At 48.2% G+C, this 25,441-nt stretch carries 21 protein-coding genes and 1 other RNA gene; 9 read left to right on the forward strand and 13 right to left on the reverse strand.

Annotated elements, in window-relative coordinates:
* The first annotated feature begins 276 nt into the window (after positions 1-276).
* The 6 genes from ACZ5EH_RS18505 to ACZ5EH_RS18530 all read left to right on the forward strand — a co-directional run bounded on the left by ACZ5EH_RS18505 (position 277) and on the right by ACZ5EH_RS18530 (position 4,973).
* Entirely contained in the window at positions 277-1,122 is an 846-nt protein-coding gene (locus tag ACZ5EH_RS18505) for a DUF6159 family protein (protein ID WP_464275360.1), read from the forward strand.
* Positions 1,123-1,206: 84 nt separating this feature from the next.
* Positions 1,207-1,524 carry a hypothetical protein gene (locus tag ACZ5EH_RS18510; protein WP_464275361.1) on the forward strand — a complete coding sequence of 106 codons (318 nt, stop codon included), beginning with the start codon at positions 1,207-1,209 and terminating at the stop codon, positions 1,522-1,524.
* A 253-nt stretch (positions 1,525-1,777) separates the two neighbouring features.
* Positions 1,778-1,990, forward strand: a complete 213-nt coding sequence (locus tag ACZ5EH_RS18515) for a hypothetical protein (protein WP_464275362.1) — start codon at positions 1,778-1,780, stop codon at positions 1,988-1,990.
* 346 nt (positions 1,991-2,336) lie between these two features.
* Positions 2,337-3,773, forward strand: coding sequence for a vWA domain-containing protein (locus ACZ5EH_RS18520; RefSeq protein WP_464275363.1), 1,437 nt, complete (start codon positions 2,337-2,339; stop codon positions 3,771-3,773).
* Positions 3,774-3,797: 24 nt separating this feature from the next.
* Complete coding sequence (locus ACZ5EH_RS18525; protein ID WP_464275364.1) at positions 3,798-4,382, forward strand: hypothetical protein; 585 nt, start codon at positions 3,798-3,800, stop codon at positions 4,380-4,382.
* Positions 4,383-4,565: 183 nt separating this feature from the next.
* Positions 4,566-4,973 (forward strand): arsenate reductase ArsC, encoded by a 408-nt coding sequence (locus ACZ5EH_RS18530; RefSeq protein WP_464278323.1) that lies wholly within the window; start codon positions 4,566-4,568, stop codon positions 4,971-4,973.
* A gap of 199 nt (positions 4,974-5,172) precedes the next feature.
* On the opposite strand, the gene ACZ5EH_RS18535 is transcribed toward ACZ5EH_RS18530, so the two are convergent.
* Entirely contained in the window at positions 5,173-5,361 is a 189-nt protein-coding gene (locus ACZ5EH_RS18535) for a HigA family addiction module antitoxin (protein WP_464275365.1), read from the reverse strand.
* 682 nt (positions 5,362-6,043) lie between these two features.
* On the opposite strand from ACZ5EH_RS18535, the gene ACZ5EH_RS18540 reads away from it, so the two are divergent.
* The gene (locus tag ACZ5EH_RS18540) at positions 6,044-9,835 is read left to right on the forward strand and encodes a hypothetical protein (protein ID WP_464275366.1); all 3,792 of its coding nucleotides are present in this window, start codon (positions 6,044-6,046) and stop codon (positions 9,833-9,835) included.
* Between the two features lie 44 nt (positions 9,836-9,879).
* On the opposite strand, the gene ACZ5EH_RS18545 is transcribed toward ACZ5EH_RS18540, so the two are convergent.
* Together ACZ5EH_RS18545 and ssrA are read right to left on the reverse strand one after the other, a co-directional pair.
* Positions 9,880-10,170 (reverse strand): HigA family addiction module antitoxin, encoded by a 291-nt coding sequence (locus ACZ5EH_RS18545; RefSeq protein ID WP_464275367.1) that lies wholly within the window; start codon positions 10,168-10,170, stop codon positions 9,880-9,882.
* A 361-nt stretch (positions 10,171-10,531) separates the two neighbouring features.
* Positions 10,532-10,889, reverse strand: a transfer-messenger RNA (tmRNA) gene (gene ssrA, locus ACZ5EH_RS18550).
* A gap of 281 nt (positions 10,890-11,170) precedes the next feature.
* On the opposite strand from ssrA, the gene ACZ5EH_RS18555 reads away from it, so the two are divergent.
* On the forward strand, positions 11,171-12,157 hold the full coding sequence (locus tag ACZ5EH_RS18555) for an ABC transporter ATP-binding protein (RefSeq protein WP_464275368.1): 987 nt from the start codon (positions 11,171-11,173) through the stop codon (positions 12,155-12,157).
* Positions 12,158-12,170: 13 nt separating this feature from the next.
* Here the strand turns inward: ACZ5EH_RS18555 and ACZ5EH_RS18560 are convergent, their stop codons facing one another.
* The 6 genes from ACZ5EH_RS18560 to ACZ5EH_RS18585 all read right to left on the reverse strand — a co-directional run bounded on the left by ACZ5EH_RS18560 (position 12,171) and on the right by ACZ5EH_RS18585 (position 19,638).
* Entirely contained in the window at positions 12,171-12,941 is a 771-nt protein-coding gene (locus ACZ5EH_RS18560) for an MBL fold metallo-hydrolase (RefSeq protein ID WP_464275369.1), read from the reverse strand.
* 32 nt (positions 12,942-12,973) lie between these two features.
* Positions 12,974-13,822, reverse strand: coding sequence for a zinc metalloprotease HtpX (locus tag ACZ5EH_RS18565; RefSeq protein WP_464275370.1), 849 nt, complete (start codon positions 13,820-13,822; stop codon positions 12,974-12,976).
* A gap of 208 nt (positions 13,823-14,030) precedes the next feature.
* The gene (locus ACZ5EH_RS18570; RefSeq protein ID WP_464275371.1) at positions 14,031-14,351 is read right to left on the reverse strand and encodes a hypothetical protein; all 321 of its coding nucleotides are present in this window, start codon (positions 14,349-14,351) and stop codon (positions 14,031-14,033) included.
* A gap of 12 nt (positions 14,352-14,363) precedes the next feature.
* On the reverse strand, positions 14,364-14,717 hold the full coding sequence (locus ACZ5EH_RS18575; RefSeq protein WP_464275372.1) for a hypothetical protein: 354 nt from the start codon (positions 14,715-14,717) through the stop codon (positions 14,364-14,366).
* Positions 14,718-15,301: 584 nt separating this feature from the next.
* Positions 15,302-18,634, reverse strand: coding sequence for an AsmA family protein (locus tag ACZ5EH_RS18580; protein ID WP_464275373.1), 3,333 nt, complete (start codon positions 18,632-18,634; stop codon positions 15,302-15,304).
* The gene (locus tag ACZ5EH_RS18585) at positions 18,631-19,638 is read right to left on the reverse strand and encodes a hypothetical protein (protein ID WP_464275374.1); all 1,008 of its coding nucleotides are present in this window, start codon (positions 19,636-19,638) and stop codon (positions 18,631-18,633) included. Before ACZ5EH_RS18585 ends, ACZ5EH_RS18580 begins: the two co-directional genes overlap by 4 nt.
* 133 nt (positions 19,639-19,771) lie before the next feature.
* Between ACZ5EH_RS18585 and ACZ5EH_RS18590 the strand changes: the two genes are divergently transcribed.
* Positions 19,772-19,927, forward strand: a complete 156-nt coding sequence (locus tag ACZ5EH_RS18590) for a rubredoxin (RefSeq protein WP_464275375.1) — start codon at positions 19,772-19,774, stop codon at positions 19,925-19,927.
* A 73-nt stretch (positions 19,928-20,000) separates the two neighbouring features.
* On the opposite strand, the gene lysA is transcribed toward ACZ5EH_RS18590, so the two are convergent.
* The 4 genes from lysA to ACZ5EH_RS18610 form a co-directional block, all read right to left on the reverse strand.
* The gene (lysA, locus tag ACZ5EH_RS18595; RefSeq protein WP_464275376.1) at positions 20,001-21,245 is read right to left on the reverse strand and encodes a diaminopimelate decarboxylase; all 1,245 of its coding nucleotides are present in this window, start codon (positions 21,243-21,245) and stop codon (positions 20,001-20,003) included.
* A gap of 56 nt (positions 21,246-21,301) precedes the next feature.
* On the reverse strand, positions 21,302-22,399 hold the full coding sequence (locus tag ACZ5EH_RS18600; protein ID WP_464275377.1) for an AAA family ATPase: 1,098 nt from the start codon (positions 22,397-22,399) through the stop codon (positions 21,302-21,304).
* A gap of 123 nt (positions 22,400-22,522) precedes the next feature.
* Entirely contained in the window at positions 22,523-23,197 is a 675-nt protein-coding gene (locus ACZ5EH_RS18605; RefSeq protein ID WP_464275378.1) for a PilZ domain-containing protein, read from the reverse strand.
* A gap of 214 nt (positions 23,198-23,411) precedes the next feature.
* The gene (locus ACZ5EH_RS18610; protein WP_464275379.1) at positions 23,412-24,839 is read right to left on the reverse strand and encodes an OmpA family protein; all 1,428 of its coding nucleotides are present in this window, start codon (positions 24,837-24,839) and stop codon (positions 23,412-23,414) included.
* Positions 24,840-25,441 lie beyond the last annotated feature (602 nt).

Here is a 25,441-nt window from a genome sequence, read left to right on the forward strand (position 1 = left end):
CGTATACTTTAATCCAGCGCTCTTTCAAGTCAATGGTTCTTCTGCATCTGAATAATCAATTGATGCTTCCTTGCAGTCTCTCGAAATGATTAATTATGTGTGAAACATCATAGTTCACCATTGTTTTCCTGCCATGAGTGTGGCACCGAGTATTGTATCGACAGCCTATTCTTTATTGCGTGACAATTTTTTACAGCTGAAGTGTGAGTTTTCCGTTACTTTCTTGATTGTAAGAAATACGCTGGGCATTTGCTTGCCAAGGGGAAGGGGGAGACCATGGCTGGTGGCGTGCTGGCCCGCATAGGGCATACATGGGAAATCATGGGGTCTTGCTGGTTTGTTTTGAAGCAGGATAGAGAGCTTCTTGTTTTTACAGCTCTTTCTGGAGTTTGTAGTCTGCTGGTGGCCGCGACATTCATTGCGCCACTCATATTCTACGGGCAGGGCGCCGCCTTGATGCAAGGGGGAAGCTTCTCTACAGAAGCAGGCTTTTACGCTTGGCTTCTCCTTTTTTATTTTTGCAACTATTTTGTTATCACCTTTTTTAATGCAGCAGTCGTTGGGTGCGCAATTTTACGGTTGGGAAACAACAACCCAACGTTGGCCGATGGCTTTCACATCGCTGGCAAACGGATATGGGAAATCGCTGGCTGGGCCATGCTGTCGGCAAGTATCGGCGTTGTGCTCAGAATGATAGAGGAGCGTTCAGGTTTTCTCGGCAAACTCGCTGCCGGCTTTATGGGCGTGGCCTTTACCCTGGCCAGCTTTCTGGTTGTGCCGGTTATTGTTGTTGAAGGACTCGGTCCTTTTGCTGCTCTAAAGGAATCCGCTCACTACATCAAAGAGACATGGGGGGCACAGGTGGTCTCCAATATCAGCTATGGCGCTATTTTCATGTTTTTTGCGCTTCCTGGGGTGGCTGTGATCATCATCAGTGTCAAAATTGGGGGTGCGTTGCTGTTTTTCGCTGGTGTCGGCGCACTGTATTTGCTTTTACTGGGTGTGATTCAGGCAACGCTGTATACAATTTTTCAAGCGGCAATGTATGTATATGTTCGTGACGAACAGGTTCCCTTTGGTTTTACCACCAACATGTTGCGTAACGCCATGGTCAACCAATGAAGAGCGTCGAATCTTGATTTGGGCGTCATGTGTAAATGACAGGTATCGTTTAAGAATAAGACGGAATGTGCTGAGGAGTGAGAGATGCGTTCATTTTGGCTGTTTGTAATTATTGTAGGAGCGCTGCTGGTGGCCCTGCCAGTGCGGGCTAATCCCTTGAATTTACCTGCGCAGATTGGAAAGTATTGTGTTGTCGGGGGTGAATATGCATCGAGCAAGGGTAAGGGGGTCTTTTATTTTAATAAAGGGTCTGCAATGCAGTACCTTATAGAAAGCAAAGATGGCAACATATTCACCCTGTACGCTATTTCTCCATCAAAAAAACAGCTTAGGGCTGGTAGTAAAGCTGATGTTGTCGGCTTTTTCGAATCCTCTCAATACTGCCAATCCCCAAGTCCATAGCTGTACTACTCTGATTTTATTTGTAATGGTGTGTCTGAAGGTTGGTTGTAAAGCGACTCATCGTTTTGTTGTAGTACGGATATGTTACTCTTTTTGTTATATACTTTATATATTGTGCAATGAGTAGTGTTATATGTTGAACGTATTATAATTTTTTTTGATAATCACTATTTTCCTTGAGATTAAACTTAATATGGTGATAAATTTTTGCCAGTGTTCTTTTTAACATTTTTTGGTATGGAAAGGGGGGCATATGGCAGACTGTGAGATGATTGCAAAGTGTATTTTTTTTAATGACAAAATGGAAAATAAGCCCGCAACTGCAAATATGATGAAAGAGAAATATTGCAAAGGGAGCTTTAAAGAGTGTGCAAGATATAATGTCTGTAAACGTCTAGGGAAAGAGAAAGTTCCTTTGGATCTTTATCCAAGTCAGCATGACAAGGCAACTGAGCTTGTCAAGTAGTATTTAAGAGACGTTATTTGCTTTTTACAGATTTTCAAATGGCCCTCGTCAGAAGATTATTCTAGCGGGGGCTTTATTTGTGGAAAAAATTTGAAGCATGGCGAATAAGAATAAACAGAGTGTTGTGCACAACTACAATAAAGTACTGCTCATTAAATAAAGACGATTCGGGATAATACCGAAATGTCATGATTTTGTTGCAAATGTGCGACTATCATCATGACAAGAGAATCTTTATTACGACTCTATACAACGCAATTTCAGGATTGGTACGAATGCTGCTTCACCAGACAAGATATCCCTTCGACCGTATCAGCAAGTAATCTTGTTTTGAAGAGGTACAGTCATGAACATCGCCAGATTTTTGATTCTTTCAATCACCTGTCTGACCGTTTTCTTTCTCCTGCCTGTGCTTAGTGGACAGGCCCAGCAGCATGAGCAGGGAAATCTTGTTTGTATTCTGGATGCCTCCGGAAGCATGTGGGGGCAGATAGATGGCAAAGCTAAAATCGAAATTGCAAAAGAGACTCTTGCGAACCTGATTCAGGGACTTCCTGATTCGCTTTTGGTCGGTTTGGTTGCCTATGGACACAGGACAAAAGGGGATTGCGAAGACGTTGAAGTCCTTAGTACTTTGGGGACTTTGGACAAACAGGCACTTATAGACCAGGTGCAAAGCCTGACGCCAAAAGGCAAAACGCCTCTTACCGAATCTGTTCGCAGAACCGCTGCGAGTCTTCGGGAGGCAGAAGGAAAAACGACAATCCTGCTGGTGAGCGATGGTAAGGAAACCTGTAATGGCGACCCCTGCGCCCTTGTCCGGGAACTCAAAGAGTCTGGCATAGACTTTGTGCTCGATGTCATTGGCTTCGACGTAAAAGCAGATGAGCGGGAGCAGCTCGAGTGCATGGCAAATGCGGGGGGCGGGGTTTACTACAACGCCGAAGACGCGTCTCAGTTCCAAAGCGCCCTTAGCGCGACAGCGGATAAGCGAGAGCTTGCTGCTGGAAAAATACATCTGACTACAACCCGTAATGGCAAAGAAATCAAGGCTTTCGTGGCTATTTTTGATCCTGAGTCCGGTGAGAGGGTCGACTATGACTGGTCGTATCTCAACCTCGGGTTCACCCGTTTGCTTTCCCCAGGCGAATATGTGCTGGAAGTGACGGATGACAAGGCGGCGGATGCACCCAAACAGCGGCTGACCCTGCAAATTGAAGGGGGCGAAACTCTTGAAAAAACAGTGGACTTCTCATCTGGCGTGATCAATCTGGCAACTGTCATTGATGGCGCTCCTTTCGAGGCATACATTGAAGTGTTCAGGGAAGGGGAGAGTTCGCCCCTGGTGCGGACGTTCAGTGATAATTCGAAGCACGTGGCCAAACTCGTTCTTCCTACAGGGAACTATGACATTGCGGTCAAAAGTTCCAAGACAAAGGACGAACCAACCATCACATTGAAAAGTGTTCCGGTAGAAGCGGGGCAGGAAGAGGCGCAGACCGTGGCATTTGAGTCCGGTACGTTGGAAGTGAGCGCCCTTTTACAGGGGGATGAGGCCAAGGCTCAAGTGACGATACAGGAGTTTGCAACCGGGAGTCTCATCTGGTTTGAAAAATGTAAGCCCGGCAAGCCGGCGACATTCAAGCTCAGCCCGGGGAAGTACGCCTTGTCCATTGGGGATATCCAGGCGGAGCAAAAAATGGAGAACGTCGAAGTGCCAGAGGTTGTGGTCACTGCCGGAGAGGTAACGCGGCTGGACGTGGAACTCTCCAGGGAGCCCTAAAGGAAGCGGGGAGGAGCGGAGTAAATGCGCCCATTGCGTGTATTGTCGCTTTTAACGGTGCTCCTAACGTGTGCGGGCCTGTCTGGCTTGTTGTTGTGGCACTGGTCCGGCAACACTTTGCCGCTCGCTATTGGAATGTTGTCATTACTGTTTGCCAGCGTATTTCTCGCCCTTGAAATTATTATCAAACGTGAAGAATATGTCAGCCATGGAGACTCATGGGCCTGGGGGTACATTCAAGGCTTTCAGGCTGTCATGTCGGGTGTTTCGCACCTTGTTTTGGTCCTCACCGTCCTAGGAGCGGGGGCCATCTGGTTTCTGGCAGGCGCTCAAACTCTCCAACATTATTTGCGTGATTATCCTGGGGCACTCTTGCTTTTAGGGGGGCTCTGGCTGTTCACCCACTATGTTGGCGTGATCTTTGGCCAGGCCATCTCACTAGTTGGATATTATGCAGACAGCGTGGCGGAAAAGATCATTCATGGAATTAACATCCTGCTGGAAAAAGGGATAAGCTTGGTGTTGTGTCTTGCAGGCCTCGTCCTTGTGATAGTTGGTGGGGTGTCACTGCTCTCCGGCAAAGGACCATTGGAAGTTGTTTTTGGATAGCTTCATTAAACGGTAATAAAAATGACAGCGTGCTGGAAAAATCACTGTATAGAATTAGTAGTTCGTTTTTGGATAACATGAATGTATTTTTGTTCCTTACCATTTTATTAGGTTCTGTATAAGTTAACTACCATTTTTTATAATCCAGAGGGGGCGAAAGTGGAAAAAAAGAATGTCGTCTTCGTGTGCGAGTCCAATTCTTGTCGGAGTCAAATGGCCGAAGGGTGGGCTCGTACGCTGCATGGCGAGACTATAAATGCATTTTCAGGTGGAATACAGGCGAATCCACTGGACAAAAGAGCGGTGCAGGTGATGGAAGAGGTCGGTGTCGACATCTCCATCCAGGAAACACATCGAGTGCAGGATTTTCTTGAAAAAGAAATAGATGTAGTCATAACTGTCTGCACAGAAGCAGCAAAATACTGCCCAAAATTTTCACCTGAAGTGAAGATCATTAATAAATATTTTGATAATCCGCCTGAAGTTGTAAAGGAAGTGGAATCCGAAGAAGAAAAACTTCAGGTCTATAGACGTGTGAGAGATGAAATCAAACAACTCGTGGAAGAATTGCCTTCCCTGATAGAAGGATAGGCTAGTTTCCCTCTAGCAGCATATATCTTGCGATCTTACATTGCAGGGAGTGAGTGCGCTCTTACTCCCTGCGATTCCACATCTGCTTTATAAAAATGCTTCGAGAATTGTGGCGGGCATTAGTGAGCTAAGCCAGTTGTGCAATGGCAGCCTGAGATGTTCCCTTTACAACTCATCCGGCGACCTCAAGCGGACATACCTATGTTGCGGTGTGCTCCACAAGCCCTTGATCCTCGGCGACCTGATATTCATAATCGGCCTGCAAGCCGAGCCACAGCGTGTGTGACGTGCCGAAGAACTTGGCCAGGCGTAGGGCTGTATCCAAAGATATGGCCCGCTTGCCGGCCAAGATTTCGTAGATTCTCTGCGATGGCAAACCGATGCGCACGCCAGTTTATTTGGGGTGATTCCAAGGGGATCAAGGAATTCCTCTTTGAGGATTTAACCGGGATGCACGGGGGGTATAGCACGTGCATAGACAAGGGGCTGAAGGGAGCACGAGCTTTCTGCAACTTGTGTTTTTCCACATCTAATAATTTTCTGATTTTTTGAATAGTTGTGGATACATTAGAAACAACTGGGGGGAACCAAAAAGAAAACAACTAACTGCAAATTAAGACAGATAAGCCTAGGGAAATGCGAATATGAGTGGAAAATAGTAGCAACTATGACTAGCTATGGAATATTCCAAAAAAATATATAGAAGGTAGGAGGGGGACTAGGCAATGCTCATGTCTGACACCGTTTTGTATCCCTACTTTGTGTGAAGCGGGTCAAACGGTGCCAAAATGGCTGTATTGCCAATCATTTCAGACATTTGGTGGAGGCGGGGGGAATCGAATTTTTAAGATTAAATGAATAATAATAACCAATTAAAAAAACAAAGAAGTCAGTTGTGCCACTTGTTGTACCTGTGAAATCCACTTTGATGTGAGCGAATTTTCGATGGTTAGGGCTAGTAGATTGTTTACTTAATCCCTATTGTATAAAATTATACCATAAATAAATTAGTAAAGGCAATTAGTATAGAATGCATCCCGCTAGAATGATGAATAAAGAGGAACAAACATATGAGCAAGAAGAAACACAAACGGAAGAAAAAGAATCGAAAAAATTCCAGATCGATGGACAGGTTCTTGTTAAATCATAGGCAGTTACATGGAAAAAAGTTGAACAATTTGCCACAAAGCTCGAAAGTATTAGTAGATCTATTTTCCCAATATAACGCCAAATGTGTATTTCTTTCGTTAGGTGTTTCAGATCTATGGGGTCCTAATGTTTCAAGTCAGGTAAAACATCAGTTTGCATTCGGAATTGCCGCTTCAATTCCTGTTGAAAAATACACAGAAGATAACTTAATAAATACATACGAAAAGTTTGTTGTCTTCATCAAGGCAGTTTATCAGGCTTTACCAGAATTTATTTCACTAGAAGATTATATACCTGAAGATGATTGGGGAGAGGTAAAAATATCATCTGGCGATGAATATCTGAGAATATTTTACGGAGGTAGTGTGGAATGTATACCGGACTTTATTGATGCTTTTAGAATGGTGCATTGCGACAATGTGAAAGCATTCAATGATATGAATTTTGCTACCACACTTCAGAATCAAGTCATTGAAAGCGTTGAGCTAGATGTATTAAAAAAGGCTGATAATATAAGACCTGGGTATGTAGAAGTTCCATCCGAACAATTCTGGAAGTCTTGCCGTAAAGCTTTAGACAATGCCTGCGGAAGAATAGCAACAGAATTCAATGATATTAGCGATTTTTTGACTATCGACCTTGGGAATTTCATACCGCCGCACGAGCAAGGTGATTTTTCCGAAGCAGTGATGAGCGGAAGAGCTCTTCCAGCAATGCTCATTCGGATTGGCGAATCTTTGGTTCCATTGTCACTACGTAATGCCACTAGCGCTGTCATTGATCAATGGCATGAACAAGATATAAATATCGGTAATACCTTTTCAAGACATATTAAGTGGAAGATTGAGTGTTTTTTGCGATACAGAATTCCCGCCAAGGAAAGGGTAGGCGGACCTGTTACATTAAAGTCTTCATGCCAACCAATATCAATTGAGTCTTTAGAGATTCTAGTTACAGATAAAAAATTATATTTGATTCTTGTAATACTTCCTGAGGAAATGCAACAATTAGAAAATATCAATACAAGTTTACATAATATTCTTGAAAATAAAAATGAATGTTTATTTTATTTCGAACGCATTAAGAAATATGCACATATTGTTCTGGAAAGTGGGGAAGTTTTAAGTCCAGATAATATGGAACTTATTGCTATAATAGCAGATGTATGCACTTCACCTGCCATGTTAACGCCTCCTCAAATTAATGGCCATATCATATGGCTACACGAATTTATTACTATATTCAACGAATTGCAGGACTCAAATGAATTAGATCGCTTTTTTAGATACCAAGAAAGTACTAATAATTTGACACCAGCAAGCATTGTTGATTTTTTTGCATCGTTTCGTGATTCACACGGCCTATTGAATGATGGAGCTACAGAATTTAATTTTATTGTAATCGACCCTCATTGGGGATCAATTTGGCGATTTAATTCTCTTAAAGAATTTTGGAAGATTGCACCTTCCTTTTTCCCTGACGGCAATTGTGCGTGGAAATTAGAACAGGGTCTGGATGGTATTCAACGTTTAGAAGCGAAGGGCACACCTACACTCGCCTGGTCAACGGTAGTGCAGAAATGCACGGTGCAATCAGTATTTGAGCTCACGGCACAAAAACTAGATCAGGAGAATGGACCTTTACTTGAACTTTTTGTTCATTGCTTGATTGATTCTATTTGTCAACATTCTAACATAATAATGAATTTGGAAATATTCAAATACCGTCACTTGGTAATAGTGTGTCGTGCTGATGAAGAGAGGTTTATGACCAGGGATGATGAAGAATCGAACAAAAAAAATGCAAGTTACCCCGCGCTTACCGATTGTAAGTTGGAAACAATTTCAAAGGACTTTGTGTCGATATCTGTCAAGGCCAACTTGTCACGTTTGTGTCTGATGCTTGATACAGCAAGTGACTCCAGCTATGAAGCTGAATGCCTTATTGAATTCATTGCTAGATTTTCAAAGTTAATCAGCACTGAGGTTGACCCTCAAATATATGACTTGCTTGAGGCAACAAAAATCAGACCCCCTAGATTTTATACACAAGTGCTCGTTAGGCGTGCTGATGTACCTGATTATGGGAAAGCACAGATTCCAGGGCCTGAAAATTATAAATTGGCTCGACGTGATTTAGCTGTTGCATTGAAGAGGTTAGGAGTTATTCCTTCACATAGATATGAGCTTTTCGAAGCAAAGTCAATAATTAACTCGGTCAGGGATGTTTTTAGGCAAAACATTCACGAACTAATTTCTAGTTATGATCGTAATCTGTTGTCTGTATTGTGTATAAAAGAACATGATATTCTTATTGCAGATTATCAAAGGGTGTTGGTTCAAATTAAACAGAGTTTGAAGCATGAAGTCTCATATGATCGTACAAAAATTTTAGCTGAAAGACGCGAAGAATTCGTTCGCAACGCTAGAAACTATAGATATCTACTTGAGTGTTGCCTTAGTTTGAAATCTCAAGGTTCTACAAAACCTTCTTCAGAAATTATCATTCAGATTATTGCACTAATTGACTGGCTTTTTGTTTTATATAATGCAAGTGATACATTACATAACGAAATTGATGTTGGAGGGATTGAAATAGATTACAATTTTGTACCAATCGTATATTTTTCTGAAGACAGTGAGTCGAAGCAGCAAGAGTACTCTTTGCATATGGCGCAAGTAAATCTTGGAATCGACTTAATCGGTAGTGATGAAGTGTCTTTTTCATTAGCCAATGATCTAAATTTGATGAATATTGACGATGCATTTAAGAATGATCTTGGTTTTAGATTTTCTAATTTACTGCAAGCATTAATTTTGCTTACAGAATGGCTTAAGTTTGGAGGAACACAGGAGTTGAAATTCGGTTATGTGGCAGACGCGGCAACTATTATAAACATTTTTGTCCAAGGTATGGATAATGTTTCTCCAAGTACTGCTCAACGCATTCTGAATTTTTTAACACTTGATCCTGTATACATTTGCCGGTTGATTGGTAAAGACGTGGATGAAGAAGATGTTCCCATATGGGAGCACACAAAGCGGTCCCACAGGTACGTCATTAGGCCGGTAATTTCATTGGGTAATGATTTATATGGATGGGGCGCTGCCACAACTGAACGATCTTTTGCTAACTGGACCGGAACAATCAGTAATGGTTATTTACCAGCGAAATTTGAATGGCCTGCGGTTCAAGAACGCGTTAAAAAAATTAAAACCAAAATTGAAAAAACACTGGAAGAACAAGCTTACACTATTTGTTCAAGGGTAGCTCCGTGTACAATTAAAAATATTGATTTTAAGCGCAGATTCTCTCAGGAATCTTTCGAAGATGTAGGGGATTTTGACGTACTCGCATACTGGCCTGAAATAAATTATTGGCTCGCTGTTGAATGTAAATACAATCAACCTCCTTATTGCCTAAAAGACGCTCGTCGACTCAGGGATAGAATATTTGGGGCTGATACAGACCGGGGCCAATTCATGAAAATTGAAAGACGTCGTGCTTTTCTGTTTGAACACTTGGATCACTTGAGGCAGCTATTAGCTTGGCCTCCGCCACTTGGAGATAGTACGCCAACAGTCAAGGATATTTACGTTAGCCGGGATATATACTGGTGGATGGTAAATCCGCCATATGCTGTTCCTACAGAATTTGTACGTATCGATGCTCTAGATAATTGGTTACGGTCTTCAATTTTCAACATCAAGTGATAGCGCATAATAATAGCCTAAAGGTGTTTTCTTGGACACACGCATTATTGGCTTTCAAGCCGTCTCAAGGGGCACACCTGTGCTGCGATGTGCTCCACAAGCCCTTGGTCCTCGGCGACCTGATATTCATAATCGGCCTGCAAGCCAAGCCACAGCGTGTGCGATGTGCCGAAGAAATTGGCCAGGCGCAGGGCTGTATCCAAAGATATGGTCCGCTTGCCGGCCAAGATTTCATAGATCCTCTGCGATGGCACACCGATGCGCACAGCCAGTTTGTTTGGAGTGACTCCAAGGGGCTCAAGGAATTCCTCTTTGAGGATTTCACCGGGATGCACGGGGGGTATAGCACGTGCATAGATAAGGGGCTGAAGGGAGCACTAGCTTTCTGCAACTTGTGTTTTTCCACATCTAATAATTTTCTGATTATTTGAATAGTTGTGGATACATTAGAAACAACTGGGGGGAACCAAAAAGAAAACAACTAACTGCAAATTAAGACAGATAAGCCTAGGGAAATGCGAATATGAGTGGAAAATAGTAGCAATTATGACTAGCTATGGAATATTTCAAAAAGATATATAGAAGGTAGGAGGGGGACTAGGCAATGCTCATGTCTGACACCGTTTTGTATCCCTACTTTGTGTGAAGCGGGTCAAACGGTGCCAAAATGCTGTATTGCCAATTATTTCAGACATTTGGTGGAGGCGGGGGGAATCGAACCCCCGTCCGAGAATTATCCGCGCAAAGCGTCTACAGGCTTAGGGCAGGTTTACATCTTATCCAGGACTTCGCCCCTGCCCGGGCAGTTCCTGAACCAGCTCGCCTTTGATCTCACAGCATGTGCGGCTCGCGAACACACACTGCCAGCCTGATAGGGGTGTGACCGCAAAAGCTTATCAGGCGTCAGCCCTCGCGGTCAGGCGGCTTAATTAAGCAGCCAGTGCGTAGTCGTAATCGTTGTTGGCGATTGTGATTGTGCCGCTTTTTACGAGGCCAGCGGCGCCTCGGCCTGCAGCTTTGGTTTCATCATCCCCGTCGAAACCAGTGCGCCCCCATGTCAAGGATCATACGGTACAGGTTCGGGGTGCCTGCTTCCGTAATAGATGACTATAAGCATGTCCTGCGAATAAAGCAAGGGGTTGTGAGTGCCTTTGGGCACCCTTTTTACAGTTCATGGGAATGCTTGGAGTCAATTGGTGCGGCGCACAAAGATGGTTGCAGATATTCAGGACTGCACTCTTGAAAGAGCGGGCTGCTTGCTTCATACTTGTGGCGCATGATGCCGTTTTCACTGGCAGGCGCATGCCGCGTCGACCAATACCTTTACGAGAAGACATGAGCCAGCCGCTACTCGATATCAATAGCCTGACCACCGAGCTCGTCACCGGGCAAGGCGCGGCCGCCGCCGTGAACAATGTGGACCTGACCCTTTTTCCCAAGCAGACAGTCGGCATTGTGGGTGAGTCCGGCTGTGGCAAAACCATGCTTGCTCTGTCCATTTTGCGTCTGGTGCCTTCTCCTCCCGGGCGCATTGCCAAGGGCAATATTTTGTTCAAAGGGCAGGATTTGCTCACACTGAATGAGCAGGAAATGCGTTCTGTCAGGGGAAACGCGATTTCCATGATATTTCAGGAGCCAATGACCTCGTTGAATCCCGTATTTACGGTGGGTGAGCAGATTGCCGAGGCGTTTCGTCTGCACCAAGGACTCAGCAAAACCGCCGCCTTGGAAGGCGCGGCTCGCATGCTGGAGATGGTGGGCCTGCCGAATCCGGAGCGCACGGTTAAAAATTACCCCCATGAGTTGTCTGGCGGTATGCGGCAGCGGGTTATCATTGCCATGGCCCTTGCCTGTGATCCGGAACTGATTTTGGCTGACGAGCCGACCACGGCTCTGGATGTAACCATACAGGATCAGATACTTCAACTGATGCTTGAACTACAGGAAAAGCGTAACGCGGCCATTATGCTCATAACCCATGATTTGGGCGTGGTTGCGCAAACGTGCGAGCGGGTTATCGTCATGTATACGGGGCAGGTGGTGGAGAAAGCACCTGTGGACAAGCTGTTTGATACACCGCTGCACCCTTATTCCCAGGGGCTTTTACGGTCGCTCCCGGTTTTGGGGAGAAAAAAAGAAGGCCGCAGGGAATTGACGCCTATTGCAGGCACCGTTCCCAGTCTCTGGAACTTGCCCACAGGGTGTTCATTTCATCCGCGGTGTCCCAAGGCTTTTGATGCCTGCTACAAAGAGCGCCCCCCGCTTTTTACCATGGAAGACGGACGCCAGGTGCGTTGCCTGCTATATGACAACCGCGGCTAGTTCCGCATCCTGTTTATATTTCCAGTAGCGCGCCAGGCTCTGGAAGCAAGACCTGCACGTCATTTGTGCTTTGCATAATGTCCAGAACGTCTGCTGCGTGCTGATGGCGGATGTCTCGCCGCAGGTGGACAAGGGCGAGCAGGTTGCATGCGGCATGGCGCGCAAAGTCTATGCTGCCCGGCACCGTGCCGTGCCCGTGGGTATCGTGCTCAAGAGAAAATGATTCATGAACAATAAGGTCTGCGCCTTTCGCCAAGTGCAGGCTTTGACGTGTGGGGCGTCCGTCGCCACTATAAAAAACCGAATGGCGCCCGTCATTGACCTTGACCGAAAGGTTTGGTTGGGAGTGGTCGCTCCAGGCTGTCTCCATTGCCAGGCCCAACGGCAGCAATGTGGCTCCTGGAAAGGCATCGAGAAAGGTTACATCAAAGGCAAAGCGCTTTCTCACGCCGGCATAGGCCATGTCCATGGCCTCACAGGTTCTTTCTTCAATGCCCTCCTGCCCTACAATGGTGAGGGGCTTGGTGCGTCCGCTTTCGTGAAAACGCAGCAGTAAGGCAGGAAGCCCAAGATAATGATCGCCATGAAAATGGGAAATCCAGATCAAGTCCGTATCCAGGGCTTCCTTTTCCGGTAGATGGCGAAACAGTGCAAAGGGTGCAGTAAAGCCGCAATCAAGCAATAATGTGCGTTTTACGCCGCCAGGGTGCGTTTCCAGCCAGACGGAACAATTGGGAAGGTGGGCGTCAAAAGCCTCGCCCACACCGTTGAACAGGCACCTCATGGGGGCTCCTTTGCTTGTTACATTGTTGGATTTTACCTGGCGGCCATGGCCCGCAATCTCCGTACACGCTCTTCCATGGGGGGGTGGGTGCTGAACAGGTTCGCCATTCGAGATGCATTGAATGGATTGACAATGAACATATGGGCTGTTGCCTCATTGCCGGAGCGCATGGGAACCCGTTGCGACGCCATTTGCAATTTTTCCAGGGCCGAGGCGAGAGAATTAGGGTTATGGGAGAGCCGCGCCCCGGTTTCATCCGCCAGGTATTCACGTGAGCGCGAAATGGCAAACTGGATAAGCATGGCGGCCATAGGCGCAATGAAAGCCAGCAAGAGGGCGACAATGGGATTGCCCCCGTCTTCATCATCGCCGCCCAAACCGAAAATGGCGCTCCACTGAGCCATGTATGCCAGGTACATGATGGCAGAGGACAAAACGCCGGAAACGCTCTGGATGAGAATGTCGCGGTTTTTGATGTGTCCGATTTCATGGGCAAGGACGCCGCGCAGTTCCTCGGCCGAAAGTATGCGCATGATGCCGCTGGTTACACATACCACGCCATGTTGGGGGTTGCGCCCCGTAGCAAAGGCGTTGGGCGCTTCCTGCGGGGTTATGCACACCTTGGGCTTGGGGATACCGGCCTCGTTGCTCAATTCTTCCACAATACGATGTAAGGCGGGGGCGTCTTGTGGCGAAGTCTCCCGCGCGCCGTACATCCGTAAAACGATCTTGTCGGAAAACCAATAGCTGCCCACATTCATAATGACGGCAAAGAAAAGGGCAAACATCATGCCAGTGCGTCCGCCAAGGGCGCCGCCAAGAAATATGATCAATGCAGAAAGCAGGGCCAGGAGCATGAACGTCTTCAACTGACTGGTCATACAGTCTGTTTCCTCCGATTTTGTTGTCAGGATGGGTGCCGCCAATGAAGCGGCATCAGAGGACTATATGGCAGGAAAACGACAAGTCAATACACTTGCGCGGGAGGGGGGGCTGCGAAGAAAATGCCAATGCAGCGGGCGCAAGGTTCCTTCCTGGAACCTGCAATCGCCCGAGCATAACGCGGAAGACCAAACCTGTGTGGCGGTGCTATTCATCGAGGCCGAGCAGGATAGCCACACGAGCTGGATCCAGGCCGGAGTGCACCTGCGAGAGCTCATTGGCGTCTGCCGCTTGTACCATGCGCAGCGCTTTGTCTGCTTCTTCGCGTGATACCGGCTCTTCCTGGGCCAGCCCCGCCTGCAGTTTTCGCAATGTATTTGGGGTAATATCTATACTGTCGGATTTCGCAGCAACAGGGTCGTCTGTCGAGGTTTCCTGGTCGCGGCGCAGGACTAGTTCCTTCATGTCCAGCCCAAGGCTGGACGCCATATCTTCCAGGGCAAGACGAGCGCTTTCGATGGATGTCATCTGCTCCTCCGGTTAGTTTGCCAGCATGGAAGCAGGCTTGGCGTTGTTCAGAACAGACTGGTATTCTTCAGCGGTGGATTGTTCGAGCAAAATCTGGGTGCGCAGGCCACAGCAGCTCAACTTAGTCATGAGCGTGTCGTAATTCTGACGTTCCTCATCGCTGAGTTGTTCAACAAAGCGATACTCTTGCAGCATGCCAAGCAGGGCGCCTGTCGTTCCGGCGAGGTCGTAATACTCCTTGAAAAGGCGCTGCTGCAGGCCTTTTGTTTTGACATCTTCAAGTACTTCCTCTCGAAGGTTTTCCTTGATCTTGTGCAAAAGCTTGCTGCTTTTAAGTTGCTTGTTCGACTGAGTGAACTTGTTCATGCTCTCCTCCAGATATTCACGGCCCTCAGGCAGTGGGTTAATGGCGTCAGCAAGCCTTTAGCAAGTGGTATGCCTGTAGGGGGAAATATTGATATGACAGTATATTAGCTTGAAACCCAAAAGGAACTGCAGGTCAGGATGTCAAGTCGTTGGCATTGAACAGGAAAAGGGGGAGTTTTCAGCAGGGTGCGCTAAAGGCAATAGCAGAAAAATTGACAGTTTGAAGAGCGAAGATGTCGAAAAAAGAGAATGTTAAGGATATCCTGCTTTGTAATAGGCTACGAAAGCAGAAAAAATGTTTAATTCAACGCAATGGAAAAGGGGGGAAGTGACAAAAGGCAGGGAAGAAGTGGACTGTTCCGCAAATACGAGCCCTTGCCGGCCGCGTATTTGCGGAATATCCAAAATAAGTCAGCTGGTTTTCTTGATGTAGTAAAGGCCGCTCAATACTGCGATGAGACCGATGAAGACCATGACGAAATCCATGACTGGCTCCTGATGTGAAAAATGTTTGTCTGTGTTGGAGTGTTGTTAGCGAAAAAGCGTTTCAAAGACAAGACCTTCGTTCAAAGCACCCCATGCAGTTAGTTCTGTAAAGACTCTATGGCCTTGATGGGCATGGTCAGGATGGACTTGAAGACATTGAATACAGACCCGCCCAAGCGCCCAACAGAGTCAGTAAGCATTTCATGTTCCCAGATGGTCATATCGGGATTTTTGAATGAACCGGTAAGGTGAACTGGAATTGTCGGCGCCCCCGTCATTTGCACGAGAATGGTGTAATCCAATGTTTTAGCGGGCAATGAGGCAGAACCAGAACCTTGGGCTTTGAAGATCAACCCTTGGACTTTGAAATCATCGTTCTTTATCTGCCCGTCTGTAATGCGAAAAGAGGCAGAAGCCCGGGAGAAGGGGGTTCTTGCTTTGCCGCCGCCGGCTTTTTGCGGCTGCATACGGTCATATTGCCCGGGCATGTTTGATGGTTTCTGCGCATCGTTCTTTTTGGACTTGTTGCTGAAGGAATAGAAACCATCCTTGACGATGAAATCCACTTTGCCACCAAGGTTGCGTACAAAGTTTTTCCAAGAATCGCCACCACCTGCCAAATTCATGTTCCAATTCGCCGTACCGCCGACCAGATCCTCCCCTCCCAGTTTGTTGACAACACTTTCCAGATTGAAATCGGCAATGTTGACCTGGCAGGAGAGCCCCAACCCGATGGGTCGATCCGGGGTCCGGACATCCAAAACACCGAAAAACTGTCCGCCATAAAATCCTGCGGTCACGGGTTTGAGCGTAAGCAGGCCTTCGGACGCGTTGAAGTCTGCTCTGAGGTCATTGTACTTCAAGTCGTATAGTTCAAAATCCCCGATAGATACGGTTCCTTGTAGCCGCAAATGGCGCAACCAGTCATTTTTCCAACTGCCTGCCTTTTCTTTTGGTGCGGTTTTACCACTTGCAGCGGCAGGTGTTTCTTCCTCCGGGGCAAGGTAACCGTCCAGGTCCAACGTATCAGCATGCAGTTTAACAATATGAAGGGAAGGCACATCCTTGTCCAACTCCTGAATGGATATGGAACCTCCCGCTGTGGTTGCATCCAGGCCAAGCCGTTCCACGTCGATATCCATACGCTTGTTGTCTATGGCATAGGCGGCGTGTAGATATGCCTGCCCAAAGGACTCTGGATCCCTAGTTTCTGGCAGGTTCACATCAAAGAACGGCAAGACCTTTCCCGGTGGAAATGGGGAAAGGTCTATGCGCCCCTTATATCGTGTGGGGGGGCCGGGATAAAAGACGTCGGAAATGATCAATTCGCCAAGGACAGGGAGGCTGGGCAGATTGCCTTCAATGTTTGTAAAGGCCAGGACATCTTTTTCAAGATCGAGCAAACCCTTGGATTTGCCCTTGAAATGCCACCTTTGCCGGGGCCAGAGACTTGTGCCGGGGCCGTTGTAATCTACTGTGGCGTCGGTGCGGTCCATACGCAACAGCATTGGCTGCAGGGTGTCCATTACTGCCATGCCCCGCAAGGTCATTTTGCCGCTGACATCTCCATTGTATTCCGGCCGGGGGGCGCCATATCGAGGAGGCAATGGCTTGCCGAACAAGCCTTGCGTCGCCAGATGGGTAAAAGTCGCGTCCACAGAATAGGCAAAGGGCATTTTCTTAGCGGCTGCTTTTGGATTGGCATTGGAAAACGCCACAGACATGTCGCAGTTCTTGAAAAAGAAGTTGGGCATGGGCGCATTTGCGTCGGTTCTTGCCGTGCGCAGGACTTTTGGTGGTGAAGTAAAGTCCAGAGCTCCATCAGAAAGAGTGATGTCTGACTGCAGTCTGAGGCTTTTCCACATATCATTGGCTGTGCGTCCGTTGAAGGATGCTTTTGCCTCAAGGGTCAGCTGCCCTTGCATGTGTTCTGCGCCAAAAAGCAGATCGCTTAAAGCGTTTCCGTCCACGCCCTGTAGTGAGGTTTCACAATAGGTGGCGCCCTGTTTACTACTGCAGGATACTGCCATTTTACCGTCGAGGAAGCCGGCTTTTTCCAGGGTCGTGTGCAGTTCACCAGGGGCGCTGATGACGCTAAATACAGCATTTTGAAGTAAAAAGTCCCCGGTTTTTACTCTGCCTGCTGCAAAGTTGAGACTTATATGGGGAAAATCCTCTGGCCAGGCGACCATCCACTGGGGCAGGCCTTTTTCTTCCGTATCGCTTCCGCCATCTGCTTCATGTGGCGCTTCAGGAAACAAGGCGTTCAGATCCAGGTTGTCACTCGCCAGCGTAGCAGTAACACTTGGTGCTTTATCAAATGAAAAAGACGCCTGACCGGTAAGATCGCCCCCTGCCATGATGATATTGAGATTTGCGAGACGTAACAATTTGGCGTCCAAGGAAAAGTCGGTATTGGCGGCGACGTTTTCAAGATATGTACAAAGGCTGGCAAGGGGGGAATCCTTCGAGGGGGCACACTCCTTTAACGTGAGGTTTCCCTGGACGCCGTAGTTTGCACTGAATATGTTTTGACCAGTTATGGTTGTGGATAGACGTATGCCGCCAATTCTTAAATTGGCGTCATACAGTTTGATTGCCCCGGCACCCAGGTCCGCGTTCAACAGGGCTGTGAGACCAGCACGAAGAGGAAGTGCGCGACTGTCATCGGCGAGGGAAAGATCTTTGGGCAAGAGCATGCTGGTTTCCATGGCAAGTGTTGCATCCTGCAAAACAAGGTTCAGGGGAGAGAATGTAACCTGAGCTCTGCCTTCCATGGCCAGGTCGATTTGCATCTTGCTTTTGGCCCGCGTCAAACGACAAGAGATGCCGTATCCGAAATCAGTTCCCTTTTCTGCTGTAAGCTCCAGAGATTCAAGTGTAAAATGTTCACCAGCCTTTTCGTCGATAAGACGTACGCTCCCTTTTGAAAGGGTTATCCCTTGCCATGAAAAGGGAGCTACCGGGAGAGAGCGTTTACCATGATGAATGGAAAGTTCCGCATCTGGATCATTATGTTTTTTGTCAATTAGTTCAAGGAGATCACTCCAGTTGTCGTGGCCGTCCTTTTTTCGTTGCAACAGTAGGTTTGGACGAACGATCTCCACTCGGTCCAGTTTCACCTCTCGTTGCATGAGCAACGGTATGAGCCGGACACGGACACGAGCTTCTTTGACAGAGAGGAAGGGGGGTGCCGCATCAAATCCTTCTGGCTGCGCAATGCGCAGATCACTTACTCGAATACCAAGCCAGGGGAAAAATTCGTATTTGAGGCTGCCAAGTATTTGGACCTCTCGCCCCGTCCGTTCGCTTATCCATGCAGCTACGTCGAGATCAAAATCTTCAGGCTCTGCGAAAAGCGCAACAAGTGTTGCAAGGGTGACCAACGAAAGGAAAAGAAGCCCCGCGGCGAGTGCAAGCTTGCGAATCATTGGGGGACTCCCTGGGTGTCACCGGGCGGGAGAGCTTTTGTGGTCAGCAGACGGAAAGGTGCTTCCACCATTGCCGCAAGCATGACAAGCGTTGGCCCCCAAGAGAAGGTCATGGCCAGAGGAACTGCAACGAGGTGCAGCCGGAGTGCGAACGCCAGGAGTATTTGTCCCCCACAAAAAAGTCCAAGAAAAATCCAGCCATAATTGCGCCCTATGCATAATTGTCCTGCGCCAGGTGCAAGCCATCCCAAAATAAACAGGCCGCCCGCCTTGGCTTCGTTACCGGCGTACCAGGGGCGTTTGGCAGGCACTGTGGCATCAAAGGTGAATATTGATTCCTGCTCCATGCGCTGTAAGTGCAGCACCATAACCGCGTCAGCAATGGAGAACATTTTTATGCCTTCCAGAAAGACATTGGGCAGGGAGTGGTGCAGGGTAAAGAAGAGTTCCTCGATACGGCTTGCGACCAGTAAAGGGGCATGCGCGATGGCGGGATTCTGGAGCAGGTTTTGTATTCCCTTTCCCAAGTTCAAATAGGCAGGTGCAAGAAGGGCGGTACTTGCAATGGAAAGAAGCAACAACATGAAGCCAAAAAGGGATTTGCCGGCGTAAGCCTGACCGCTTCCCGGGCAAACCCAAGAAAAAATAGCGCCCCAGGCTGGAGAGCACTGTGGAGGAACCCCCTGGGAGATTCTTGCCTGGCGTGCGGTTCTGGCTGCGTTGAAAATTCCCCAGAGCCAGAAGGCAAGCATGGCCAGCAGCGAGGCGCCCATTGCAGCTACGGTGGGAGGCGAAGGGGATGTGAACGAAATAAGCGGTTGCGCTACCAGCCAGACTGCCCAGCAAAATGCGGCTGTGCTTGCGAGAAAAGCAAGCAGGGTTACCAGGCCTTGCAGCCTGGCGCCCGCTAAATATTCTCCCCAGCCCGGTATGCCGGCCGCATAGAGTACGGCTCTATGGGTGTTGATTGCAGCAGACTTTTGGGATGAATAATCATTGTTCATGATCGTTTTCTCATGCTAAACAAAACGTACGCGAAATGGATACACGCTTTTTTCGTCCAATCCAAGAAGTATCAGATGGATAGGCGCAGGGGGCTCCATTTCGAAACCATGATACAAAAAACAGGAGGATGGCATGGATAAATGGGAATGCCCTTGTGGTTATGTGTATGATCCTGCTGAAGGGGATGCCGAAAGAAACATACCGGTGGGCACAGCTTTTGAAGATTTGCCTGACGACTGGGTTTGCCCGGTTTGTGGTGCTGAAAAAGAATACTTTGAAAAGGTATAGCCTCTTGAAATGTAAAAAGCCCCGCTTCGCATATGCTGGAAGCGGGGCTTTTCATTATGTGTAATGGGGAGGCTTAGCAGCCGTCTTCGAGGGCGACGAGGTCTTTGTAAGACTCTCTGCGGCGTGCAACGATGACTTTGTCACCGTCTACCATGATTTCCGCTGCACGGAGTCTGGAGTTATACTGGGAACTCATAGTGAAGCCGTATGCTCCGGCAGAAAAGCCGGCAAGCAGTTCGCCAGGTTGTACATCGGGGATACTTCTGTCACGGGCGAGAAAATCACCTGATTCACAGATGGGGCCAACGATATCCATGGTGCGCTCCTCACGGCCTTTGGGCGCAACCTCTGCGAAGCGGTGGTAGGAGTCGTACAAAGAAGGCCGGATCAAGTCGTTCATGGCGCCGTCAATGATCACGAAGTGCTTGCTAGGCGTATCCTTGGTGTAGAGTACCTTGGTGACTATGATGCCGGCATTGCCCGCAATGACGCGCCCCGGCTCTAAAATCAAGGTCAAATCCTTGCCCGCCAAAGCCTTGGTAAGGGCTTCGCCAAATTCCGTAGGATGCGGGGGCTGTTCTTCGTTGTAGGTGATACCCAGACCACCGCCCAGATCAAGGTAGCGGATGTCCATGCCTTTTGCGATGAGCTTCTCCCGGAAGCGCATGATACGGTCCAGGGCTTCCAGGAACGGATCAATACTGGTGAGCTGTGAGCCGATGTGGCAGTCGATGCCGATGGGCTCGATGCCTTTCATTTGAGCCGCCTGCTCGTAAGCTTCGAGCGAGCTGTCAATGTCCAGCCCGAACTTGTTCTTTTTCAAGCCTGTGGAAATGTATGGGTGCGTCTGCGGGTCAACATCGGGGTTGATACGTAGGGAAATGCGCGCAACCTTGTTCATTTCCAGGGCGATTTCATTGATTTTTTCCAATTCCTGGCGGGATTCGACATTGAACATCAGAATGTCGGCTTCCAGAGCCTCGCGGATTTCTTCCGATCGCTTACCAACACCGGAGTAGACGATTTTTTCGGAGGGAATGCCCGCCTTCAGGGCCCGGTACAGTTCTCCGCCGGAAACGATATCCATGCCGGCGCCTTGCTCTCCGAGCAACCGCAGCAGACAGAGGTTGGAGTTGGCTTTGACAGAAAAGCAGGTCATGTGCGGCAGTTTGTTGAATGCGGAGTCAAATGCCTCGAAGTGTCTGCGTAGCGTGGCGGCTGAATAAACGTAAAGTGGAGTTCCATAGCGTTCCGCCAAGTCGGCAATCGAGACATCCTCGGCGTGAAGCACTCCGTTCTTGTACTCAAAATGATGCATTCTGTCCTCCGTATGGGGCGAAATGATGCGCTTGTTTGCAGTTTATAAGGTGCGCCCTAGTTAAGGCTGGACTGGACGACGCCTTTGTCTATGGTCAGCCGTAGTCCTTTGTCCACCTTCTCAAGTTTACCTGTGCTAAAGGGATCGTATTCGAATGGAATGATGATCCGGCTGAAAATCTCTCGTAATGCACGGGCGCCGATGCGTGTATGTTGTACGGAATGGTTTGCAATCATGTCCAGGGCGTCCTTGGTGATCTGCAAGTCTATGCCCATGGTGTGAAAATAATCTCTGGAATGACGCAGGGGGGAATCATCCGCCGTGAGCAGGATTTTCTTGAGTTCTGCCACCCCAAGGTCCTGGAGTACGGCGATTGAACTGAATCGCGAGATGAACTGGGGTGTCATGCCGTACGAGAACAAATCGGACAGGCGTACCTGGCCTTTGAGGTCGAACTTCTCAATGGTGCGGGTTTCCCCGGCAGCATCCGTGGTCTCGATTTTGGTGAGCAGACGATTGTCTTTTCCCTCCTTTATCGAGGATACGATCTGGTCGTAGAGGCCTTCGAATGCGCCGCCACAGATGAAAAACATTTTTGAGGTGTCAATGGGCAGGCGGATATGCCTTTTTTCACTATGATCCTGTCGCACGGTCTCATGCAAAACGCGCTCACCTTCGATCAGTGTGAGCAAGGCTTGCTGAATGGCAATACCCACCACGTTGGGTTTGCCTGAAATATACGCGGCCACCTTGTCGACTTCATCAATGCACACGGTGGCGTTTTCCATGTATTCCCGGAGCTTTTCATCTGTAGTGTAGATACTAAAGGTATTGTTCACAGCCAATTCAAGAGATTTGAACATACGCCCCAGGTTGACGTCCCCAAGTTCTTCTCCCGCCAGCATGTTGGCGTTCATGATGCTCATGGCGCGGTATTTTTTCAGGGCAGGGTGCTGTTCATAGAACTTTTGAATGGTATTCATGATGGTGGTCTTACCCGTGCCGCTGTTACCAATGAGCAAAATGTTTCCTGCTCGCAATCCATTGATGTGCTTGTAAATGGCAACGGAGACCTTTTGGAGTACTTCCTCCTGGCCAAGAGTCTTGCTTGTCAGGAACTTGTATATTTCTCGTGGCAGGGGCAGCTCGGTCATGAATCGCTCCAGGGGTTGTGGGGTAGGGCAATGGCGAAAGAAGTTGCGCCCTTCATGATGCTACGAGCTGGAAAAATACCTATTTCTCAATGGATGGGCAAGTCTTGCAGTCTGGATGCGTGATCAAAGTTTGTCCAGGTCATGGAGATGGGGCGTGATATACATGGTTTCGAGCTCACTTATCTGATCCGCCTGAATATCTACGAATTGGACCCCCATGCCGGGCAGGGAATCTTCAATCCCCCACGCTCGATGCCAGCGGATACTGCATAAGATGGGGCGTTTGTTAGATAATTCCTTGATGCGGAGATAGAGGAAGTCTTTATACGCCGCATTACCAACACAGAAAATGAAACTGCCATGGGCGGTTATGTTCAGAATGTTGGCTTTTTCAGCTTCATGGAGGAACGGATTGTCCTCTTTTGCAATAATGGCGTTCAATTGTACGGGAACTCGTTCTTCACTGCGGAGTTGCAAGCGCCCCGTAGTGGAGGGAGCTATTCCGGGACCTTTTTGGGGATCATCTATGATTCTGAAGGTTCCGGCGCTTGTATCACGGCTGATTCGGTAAAGTGGCGTTCCCTGCGCTACTGCCAGCAATCTGTTACGGGCCTCGGCTCCCAGTTGAAGATAATGTTTTACGTCAACGAAAAGCGCTACATCGTCTTCACGTTTGAGCAAGGGGGCTGTCGCCTCTGCCGGATCATTATACACGATGACCTCTTCAGCAAAGTCCCCACAGGTGGGGCACGTGTCATGGCCACAGATAACGAGTGCTTTATTGAATAGTTTGGACATGAATAATAGCTCTTTATAGAGGGGTGGTTTCAAGGACAAAGAGAGAAGATAAGTTGCTTGTGCAGGGAAGCAAGTCACAAAAGTGCATAAAATGCGAAGGGCGCCCAGCCAGGCGCCCTTCATATTCCCCTGGAGTGGGGGCAGCCCCCCACTCCCCTCCACAGGAAATGCCACGGGTGCGAACTCACAAGCCCGCGGTCGTGGCAAAATTATATCAGAATCGTTTGATTTTTATTTGTACCCGCTCATTATCCACTTGGCCGGCATCGGCGAGAGGCAAATCCGATCCGAAACCAATGGTTGAAAGTCTATCAGGAGATATGTCGTATTTTGATTGCAGATAACGCTTCACGTTTTCAGCCCGGACCCGTGAAAGGCGAATGGTGTCGCCTCTGTTTCCGGAGCTGGCAGCATGTCCTTCAATAAGTATTTGGACATTCGGGCTTTTTTGCAAGAGAAGACCAATTTCGTCTATTTTGTTTTGTGAGATTGCATCGAGCTCTTCCACGCCGGCCTTGAATTGGATGTTTACCCGATTCTCCAGGGGCGCATAGGAAGCCGTATCTACACGGCCATGAAGGCTGAGCCTGGATTTGAAGCGATTGGTGGAGGTCTGCACCTGGTTGTCCAGACGATTGACGGTGATGGTCACCCTGCGGTTCATGGCTCTGCCATGCTCTGTTTCATTGCTGGCAATGGGGGATTGTTCGCCGTGTCCTCTGGCTTGGAGACGTTCGCCAGCTATGGCGTACTTTTCCTGCAGATACTGTCTTACCGAGTCAGCACGCTGCTGGGAAATCCTGTTGTTAATGTCACTTGCCCCCTGATTGTCGGTGTAGCCGTCTATCAAGGCGACAGTCGATTCATTCTGGCTGAGATATCGGCCCAGATCATCAATTTTTTTCTGTAAATCCCCGGAGATGGAGACGTCGGCGGTATCGAAGTTGATATTGTAGGGGCGATGCAGGGCTATATACGATGTTTCACTACGATAATAGCCGCTGAGGGAAAGTTCAACGCGGCGGTTACGGCTGCGGCCATTTTCCGTGGCATTTGAAACCAGGGGGCGGTTCTCACCGTAGCCAACTGTCTTGATGCGCGCAGCTTCAATGCCGTAAATTTGTGTCAACAGCGTTTTTATACCGACTGCACGCTCTTCAGACAATTTTAGATTGGCAGCTTCGTCACCAACATCGTCGGTATGTCCTTCAACGACAACCATTGAATTGGGATTTTGCTGCATCATCTGACCAATATTTTCAACACGCTGCAGCATGAACGCATCGGCTTCCACCTGGCTCATGGCGTAGGTCACGCGCATTTTCATGTACAGGGGAACAGGGCAGCCAAAAGAATCTACAGCCACATCACCTGGCGTGCGGGGACATTCGTCCACATTATCAACTATTCCGTCCAAATCGCTGTCCAGACCGGCGCTTCGTGGGGTACGTTCTGTTTTAGCGGAAGTGCCGACTGTTGCAACGTCTACGGTCTCGATGGGGGCCTGTGGTTGTGACTTCACTATGAGAACCGGCTCATCTTCGCCTTGAGGCAATCCAAACATGCCTTGGAGTGGCGTAAGATGGCTGCAACCATTCAAGAATATAGCAAGAAGGGTAAGCAAGACCGCGAGTCTTTTCATTGTAACACCCCAAACGAAGCAATGTGTGGCCGGAGTGCTCCGGCACTTCCCCTTCGGCATCATAGAGATCATCCTGGCCAAAGGCTCCATCCTGGATCCATGCGCGCTCCTGTCGCATGGGGAAGATCCAATTCCTGATGCTTGTTGCAGTTGGCAACTGTGAAAGCGTGTCAACATACTATTGAGCACACCTTTTCAAGTCTGGCTCCTACGGACTTTGCCCTCAGTCCGTATCCCCGGGGCCATATGCCAGAATGCAGCAAGCCTACCACATTTGTAGACCAGCGCCCCTTTCAATTTTGAGATGCAAACTGCACTTTGAGTGCAATAAAGGGGGGTGGTCGCCCATTTGCATTTGCTATTATACTGTACTGATCTTTTTTTGCAAGTGGAATAAAGAATTTTACTTGCTTACTAAAGAAAATCTAGATATTTTGTAGAGTATCTGTTGTGGATTTTGCAGTGAGGTGCGTCTTTTTGCCTCACGGATTAGTTGTTCCATGCCATGTACGGATTGCAATGCGTGTGTATTACTTGTGAATCATATTGTATGTTGGCTCATGTTGGTGTATTAATGATTAAAATTTGTGTGCTCTCCACCC

The sequence above is a fragment of the Desulfovibrio biadhensis genome (assembly GCF_055388615.1).